This is a genomic window from Wolbachia endosymbiont of Glossina morsitans morsitans (assembly GCF_000689175.1).
Lineage (GTDB): Bacteria > Pseudomonadota > Alphaproteobacteria > Rickettsiales > Anaplasmataceae > Wolbachia > Wolbachia pipientis.
Window position 1 is genome coordinate 1 of record NZ_AWUH01000005.1, and the last position, 8,329, is coordinate 8,329.

The following is an 8,329-nucleotide window of genomic DNA, read 5'->3' on the forward strand; positions in this document are numbered from 1 at the left end:
GTACTGGCCTGCTATAGCCATAAACACATATCTTATCGCATTCGGACTATTATAAGAAAGGCTATAAATGGTTGATTATATTTAAGAATACCAAAAAAGACATGCATTAATTTTCGCATTAACGCAAGAACTATGACTTTTGGACATTTGCCTTTACTTGCTAGACGCTGACAAAACTTTTGAAAACGATTATTATGGTTTTTGACTACTATAGCTGGCATATAAAGAGCTTTTCGAATACGCTCAGATCCTATTTTGCATATGCAACTTCTCTTACTTACTGACGATCCCGATTGATAATGTCCTGGCAGCAAAAGCTGTAAATTGTTTAGCATTGTCAAAGTTATCAACTGATGGCATTTCTGCGACAACAGCAACAGCAGTAAGATATCCTATACCTTTTATAGTCTTAAGGTTTTCCACCATATTTTTTAGATGTGGATAGTTATTTATATGCTCATTAATTTCTTTTTCGAGAACAATAATTTGCTCCTCTATTGCCAAAATTACTTTAGATATAGCTTCTTTGCAACTGGAATGCATATTTTTGTTGTCCAAGCGATTTGTCTGTTGCACCTTATCATCTTTTAGCGATTGCATGCAACGGTAAAGCTCCCTCAAATGCCTCATTTCAGGTGCAATGGGCTTCCAAAGAGCAGGTTTGTTGGCGATACAAAATCTAGCTATCATAGCTGCAACTGATTTATCTGTCTTATTTCTGAGCAGCTCACTTTTGCCAAAAGGTTTGATTTGGGCTGGGTTTACTATACTGACATTATGTCCTAAATCGTGCATAAAAGTAGCCAAATCTTCTCCATACCAACTAGTTGCTTCAAGACATAAATGAGTAAGATTTGCTCCATGGCCATTGCACCAAACTACAAGTTTTGTAAAACCATCTTGATTATTTTGAAAGACTTTGTGTCGTTTTTTACTGTCCACTAACAAACAAACATCAAATTTCTTTTTTGAAATCCACACCCAAAATAGCATTTATAGCTCTTTTTACAATAATCCGAACAGACCGTAATATGCTACTGGCCTGCTATAGCCATAAACACATATCTTATCGCATTCGGACTATTATAAGAAAGGCTATACTTGCATAAAATTGCCTCCAAGACTATAAATAAACTGAGAGTTTAGACTAACCTTGTAATACGGGATATAATTCCAAAAGATACTGTTCAGTCTTTAACTCTATGGGAGGGAAGCAAAATCTGGCTTAATGGCATTAGTGTCGCATCAGCTTCACCCTCCCTGTGAGGTATTTTTGCTCTAATGCCTCACATCATAAAGATACAAGTGTCACGCACTGGCATGACACCCTTTTGGATAGAAACCAGTGTTAGTTACTCGGACGACACCATTTACAACCACTCTCCTACCCTTTCTAGCTGTATATAGCTGTTAAATCTCAGGAATTTATCAAAATATGGAGAGGCAATAAAGTGTGTGGAATTACTTAAATAATTAGATAAAAAACCAGGCAGATCATTTTTTAATTCTCGCATTTTGTATATATAATTTTGTATAGAAATAACTTTTATTTTATCATAATCAAGTTTCCAATAAGCAAGTTCTGAGACTTCTCTTTTTGTTATATGTTCTACCGCTAAGGCTTGTAAAATTAATTGCGGAAAAAACCCCGACATCACTTCTTCATTGGAAGGTGGTGAACCAAGTTTATAGTCTATAATTGCTAATTGCCCACTTGATAGATACTCAACTCTATCACATCTTGCTGTCAGCGAAATTTCTTGTGGCTTATTTGTCATCCAAGCAGTTTCATACTGATCACAAGAACCAGTGTCACACGCTGGAATATGAAATATCGGACAGGAAAAGTTATTTTCCAACTCAACATAATTGCTTCGAGTTTCATCAAATTCGACAAAAGATTGAATTATCTTTTGTAGTCTTACCCACCACATATTTGAAAAATTAAACTGACTAGTCGAGAATGCTTCTCGTGCAATGCTCATTGGAGATTTTTTGTTGCGTAAATATCTTGCAAGAATGTTGTGTACCATAGTGCCAAATTCCAATATCGATGGCTTAAAATTCAAGTCCCTTAATTGTTTAAGGCCCAGTATATACTCAACGTAAAATGAATAAGGATTACGAATTAGCTTTTCTATTGCACTGCAAGACATCACCTGCATTTTTTCTTTTCTAACTTCGGTTTGAGGTTTTGGCATAGGCTGAGTACATGGAACAGTACATTCAGGCGTATTTAATATCCTTAGCCAATCACGATAAGGATATTTTGACCCCTGCAACAGAATTTCCAAACGCTGCAATAGCATTGGTTTTCTATGGCTTAGCGATCTTGTAATATAAACCTTACTTGCACAAAACAAATTGTGTAAAGTATAAAAAAAATACCCCTGCTCTTCTTGCGCAGAAGGAAGATTAAATTTTTCTCTCGTAAGTGCATTCAAAAGCGGACTTTGAAAGCTTGGCGCTTCATTAAATCCAGCAAGTATCACAACTTTGTTGTGATATAAGCTGAATTTATTCAAGTCACTTGCTACAGAGAAAAACTCTTTCTCTAAAAATAGGGTCAGAATTTGGCTATATAACTCTAAGGAGCATTTAATTTCTACACCCTCACATGCATTTGAAAAATTACAGGTAAAATTACCTATTTCACTATATAGCTCTGAAAGATTTATACCAGATAATATATTAATACACTGCAAATGAGTTGCTACCACACCGAAAATAGAGCAATTTATAGAACGAAGTAAAGGATTAAATATAACCTCTAACTTACTGATAATAAGTAATATATCTTCTTTGTATTTTAGCTTTTTATGGGCATTGATAGCATTTATAATATCGCTCAGGCCATTTGTACTAAAGTTGCGTAATACCTCTATTTCAAATTCAGATAAAATCCGAGTGTACTCTTCTTGAGTGTAACCAAAAGTCACTGGCCTATGTTTAAGGAGCGAAAGTAATGACACACTGCTCCAATTTGAGGTCAAAACTTCGATACTATAAAGCTGAAGCGTTATATAAGGGCAATTTTCCGGTATGGCACTGTGTTGCCTTGATAAACATGCTATACGAGCTGCAAGTAATTTATCAAAGACGACCAAACAAATGTTTTCATAACCTTCATTTTCTATAATTAATGATGTCACTTGTGCTTCTTCCTCTGATGTCACTTGTGCTTCTTCCTCCACTACTAACTTTGCTTAGATCGGCAGTTGTATCAAAGACGTAATCTAGATATTCCTCAGGACTTCCTGTTATCCCAGCCCTTTCTTCTGTCATCCAAGTAGCTGACACTGGGATCCAGTTTTCATTATACAGCCACCTGGTGCGCTCATTTAAAGTTAAGTTTTCTGGATCCCAGTGTCTGGGCACTGGGATGACACCAGAACACGCTTCTGGCAGAAAACTAACATCCCTTCTATCCACTTTCAAATAATCGAGTAGATCTTTCAGGCAATATTGATAGTGTTTTTTATCATGCAATTTCCAGTCTTTCTCTTTAATTTTCAAATTCAGGTTAGGCAAAATTATTTTTCCAAATGGCAGATCATATATAGCCTTAATTAACGACTTATCCTTTCCAATTCCAACAAAGATTATATATTGGTCTTTTTGTAAAGAGGTTATCATACTGTAATCACTCTTATGTTCTAATATATCTACTACTCCTAAATCTCTTAAAATTTTATTCCATGTTTCAATAAGTAAATTTTTGAAACTTTCCATTTTTTTTGAATGTTCATCGAACTCTCCCATTTGGGTATACTGAATTTTATCAAGCAATGATGGCAGGCTATAAGCTAAATCAATTGGAAAATTATCATTATTTTTTCTATTCCACTCCAATATGAATTGAATGAGTAGCAGCGTCCTTTTTGTTGGCTTGATAACTTTGACTCTATCAAGATTTAATATTAAATCCTCCTCATCGATGTTCTCTAGCGAAACTATCTCTGGCAAAATTATGCATTTTTTAGCGTTATAATTCTTAAATGCACTCAGCAGCGCTATCACATCCCTCTTGCAAGGAAGTATGATCTTTACTTCAGGGAGTTTTTCTCTTTCATATTCAGAAAATATATGCTGAACCAGCACATCGAAAAGGGATTCATCCACATTAACGGTAAAAACTCTTCCCACTAACAGTAACAATTAATACAATACTTTTATTGTATAGAAATTATTCAAAATATAAACGTGCTTGTATGCTATTATATATTAAAATCTTTTATAACATTACATGACAAACATCAGAATATTATAATCATTTTAAATAAATGTGAGCAAGTTGGCTGCAGATGGTTAGTCAACGTTTACTCGATTTATATACACAAAGAATTACCACCAAAATTATATGAAGAAATTTGTTGGCTATTTTATAATAAAGTCATACAAGACTGCCGTTATTATTCCTACAACGAAAACCTTGAAGAAGTTCAATATGACTTCCTAGAACCACAAGCTGAGTGGGGCTTGGAGATAAGCTTTTTACCCGGCATGACCGACAATGTAGGCAACACAGCGAAACAAATTGTTAGAGAATATTTAATAAACAAGGACTACATTGATGAAAATGTTTATATCAAAACAAGAAGTTCAAAATTGATTCTAAGTCAAGGGAATTTGCCAACTGAACATGATATAAAACAAGAATTCAACCCTATCACTGAGTATTGCACGCTTATCTGTAAAAACTATAGCTGGAAATATTATGGTAAATCGAATACCCCACCTGGTGTCATCCCAGTGCCCAGACACTGGGATCCAGAAAATTTCAAGCAATTGTATAATGAAAACTGGATTCCAGTGTCAAGCACTGGAATGACAGGGGGGGAAACAGGAATGACAGAAGGGAGAGCTGGAGATACCCACCCCTGTGTCATTCCAGCGCGTGACCAGGAAAAAGAAAATGGATCCCAGTGTCGGAGCACTGGGATGACAAGAGAGGGCACTGGGATGACAGAAAAAAAAGCTGGAATGACAGGAAAAAGCACTGGAGTGATATCAAGTAGTAATGGAGCTAAATCTGTTGATTTAAATATAAGTGACCAAGAACTTGAGAAAATCAGCAGAGATGGAATCGATGGTAACGGCGCTTTAGGGCTCTCGCTGGCAGCAATGAGAGCTATAAAGGATTACTTTAAAAAACTTAATAGAAATCCATATGATATTGAACTTGAGTCCCTAGCACAAACTTGGAACATTGTAAGCACAACATTTTCTGCTCTCCTGTTGATGAAATAAAAGATGGCTTATATGCACATTACATTAAGTGTGCAACGCGTGAGATAAATTCTGACATATGCGTGTCAGTTTTCTCCGACAATGCCGGAGGAATAATTTTCGATGACGATTACTTAATCGTAGATAAAGTTGAAACTCACAATAGCCCTTCAGCTCTTGATCCATTTGGTGGAGCAATGACTGGAGTGCTTGGAGTAAATCGTGATATAGTTGGTTTCGGTAAAGGCGCAGAGCCTATAATGAATACCTATTACTTTTGCTTTGCCAAAGAAGCAAAAGGCAAGTTTTATAGGGATAAAGAGCGCACTGATGAGATCTTACCGCCAAAATATATAATGAAAGAAGTGATTCACGGTGTTAATGTTGCTGATAATTGCTCTGGTATTCCAACACAACTTGAATCGGTATATTTTGACGATAGCTTTTGTGGAAAGCCGTTAGTCTTTGTTGGCAGTGTCGGAATTATTCCACGCAACATAAATAACGCACCTTCACACATCAAAGGGCCTAAAAACGGCGATAAAATCGTAATTATTGGCGGAAGAGTTGGAAGGGACGGAATTCACGGTGCAACGTTTTCCTCAGAGGCTTTGTCGGGAAACAGCCCTTCAACAATTGTGCAAATTGGTGACCCTATAACACAAAAAAAATTATCCAACGCCGCCTTGGAAGCAAGAGATCTTGATCTTTATAATGCAATAACGGATAATGGAGCAGGCGGTCTATCATCATCTATTGGTGAAATGGGAAAAGACGGATTTGAAGTTGATTTGAGCAAGGTTCTCCTTAAAAACGATGGTATGGCTCCGTGGGAAATATGGATATCAGAATCACAAGAGAGAATGACCTTAGCAGTGCCAGAAGAAAATCTCCCTATGTTTAAGCAAATCATGAAAAAACATGATGTGGAGGTTTGTGTGATTGGAGAGTTCAATGAGAGTGGTAAAGCTGTTGTTAAATGTCCTAAAGGGAAAGTAATAATGGATATCGGAACTGAATTTCTGCATGATGGTAATCCTAAAGTGCATTTACAGACAAAGCCGTGGTCTAAGGAGTCTGCTGTATCCTTTCCTGTCATCCCAGTGCTTGACACTGGGATCCAGCAGGTAAAGCCTGCAAACATTTTACGCCAAAACTCATCTAATGGTGGAATTGAATGTGAAATGGATTCCAGTGTCAGCTACTTGCATGACACCCTTTGCGTGTCAGCTACTTGCATGACATCAAGCCAAGAAACTGAACTAAAAGAAATGCTGAGCAGACCAAACATTTGCAGCAAAGAGTTCATAGTGGTACAATATGATCATGAGGTTCAAGGATCGTCAGTGTTAAAACCACTGCAAGGCAAGGGAAGAATGTGCAGCGAAGCTATTGTCTCAAGGCCTGTTCTTTCTTCAAATAAAGGTGTTGTAAAATCGCAAGGATTTGGCTCAAGTTATGGAGAAATTGACACCTACCACATGGCAGCATGTGCAATTGACACCGCGATACGCAACTATGTAGCCGCAGGAGGAAATATAAATCATCTAGCGTTGCTCGACAATTTTTGCTGGTGTGATGCTTATAATCCAGAAAGGCTATGGCAGCTAAAGGGAGCTGCAGAGGCTTGTTACGACTTTGCAACTGCATTTAAAGCACCATTCATATCCGGAAAAGACAGTATGTTCAATGACTTCGAGGGATATGATGAAAATGGCGAGAAAGTGACAATCTCTGCACCACCTTCATTACTCATCTCAGCAATTGGAATTATAGAAAATATTGAAAATGCGGTATCGCTTGATGTAAAAATACCAGGGGACTTGATATATGTGGTTGGAGAAACACTTGATGAACTTGGTAGATCTGAATATCAGTTATATAGTGGAACAGGTAACAACAACGTACCAAAAGTTGATGCAAAGAGCGCTAGGAAGTTGTATGAGCGTTACAACCAGGCAATAAAAGATGGCATAATTGCCTCTGCAATTGCACCAAACTTAGGCGGATTAGTTATTGCTCTGGCAAAATCGCTAATTGCGGGAGACCTTGGTGCTGAAATCGATCTTTCACTAGTGCCAATAGGAAAAATACAAAATACAGACATAATAAACAAGATAATAATGTTTTCTGAATCGCAAAGTAGAATTTTGGTTACTATTGCACCACACAATCAGAAGAGGTTTGAAGAATTGTTTGAAGGTGCAGTTTATTCATGTATTGGCAAAGTAACAGAGAAAAAGGTGCTAAACATAAAGGATGTTTTAAAAGTAGATCTGAAAGATGTGGCATGCTAATATAAAATATTTTTCTTATTATGCTAAATAACTCTTTTACTATATGTAATGTTTATTTAGAATGAATGTATGTTATTAATTTTGGGTAGGTAATTATGTCTATTTTATCGATACTCCTGTTTATCAGTCTTTCTTTACTCAACACTTCAAATAAATTGATGATATGTGCTGCCTTATTTGTGGGAGCTGCTTTAGTTGTAAATTCAATAGCTGAATTTTATGGCAAAAGTAAAGCTATGTACAGTTTAATAGTGTGTACAGTGCTATGTTGTGTTTTTAAATAGCAAAGTTTTAGTTTGATGATATTGATTTCATATACTGCAATTTTAGTCTCTCTTCTCTCAAGCATAATTATTTTTGAAAAATTGAAGTCCAAGTTGAATTTTCATATGGCAAATTTCATTACTTTAATTATAGTATCAGTGGTTGATAGTGCCGTTGTATGTGTTGGATTACTATACAAATTTTCTGTAGGTAAATGCCTATCAATATATACTAGAGACTTAATTTTTAAGTTTTCTTATGCGTCAGTATTGAGCATCTGTTTGTTTGTAGGAATGTATTTATTTTGCTTGGCAAACAAGAAGTGTTTTAAGATTTTCACATAACCTGTTTTCTGATGTAGCTAAACTGACTTTGGGTCCTAGGGGTGTATTTGGTGCGTAACAACAGTTTAGAATTTATAAGTAGCCTAAACCCACAACTGTACAAACATTATGATTTGAGCCTATCAGGGGGTTGTCATTCCTGTCTGGAATCCAGAAAAAAGAATGGTGTCATCCCTGTGCTTGACACATAGCTGT

Annotated in this window: 1 protein-coding gene and 3 pseudogenes; 2 read left to right on the forward strand and 2 right to left on the reverse strand. The window is 36.3% G+C overall.

The window, feature by feature from the left end:
* Positions 1 to 32 precede the first annotated feature (32 nt).
* Positions 33 to 1,012: pseudogene (locus tag WGMM_RS00120) on the reverse strand (IS110 family RNA-guided transposase).
* A gap of 358 nt (positions 1,013 to 1,370) precedes the next feature.
* Positions 1,371 to 4,146 (reverse strand): annotated as a pseudogene (locus tag WGMM_RS00125) (WPE palindromic element domain-containing protein).
* A gap of 117 nt (positions 4,147 to 4,263) precedes the next feature.
* On the opposite strand from WGMM_RS00125, the pseudogene WGMM_RS00130 reads away from it, so the two are divergent.
* Together WGMM_RS00130 and WGMM_RS06250 are read left to right on the forward strand one after the other, a co-directional pair.
* Positions 4,264 to 7,526 (forward strand): annotated as a pseudogene (locus WGMM_RS00130) (AIR synthase-related protein).
* 95 nt (positions 7,527 to 7,621) lie between these two features.
* Positions 7,622 to 7,810: a hypothetical protein gene (locus WGMM_RS06250; protein WP_240991778.1), complete on the forward strand. Its 189-nt coding sequence runs from the start codon at positions 7,622 to 7,624 to the stop codon at positions 7,808 to 7,810.
* Positions 7,811 to 8,329: the final 519 nt, after the last annotated feature.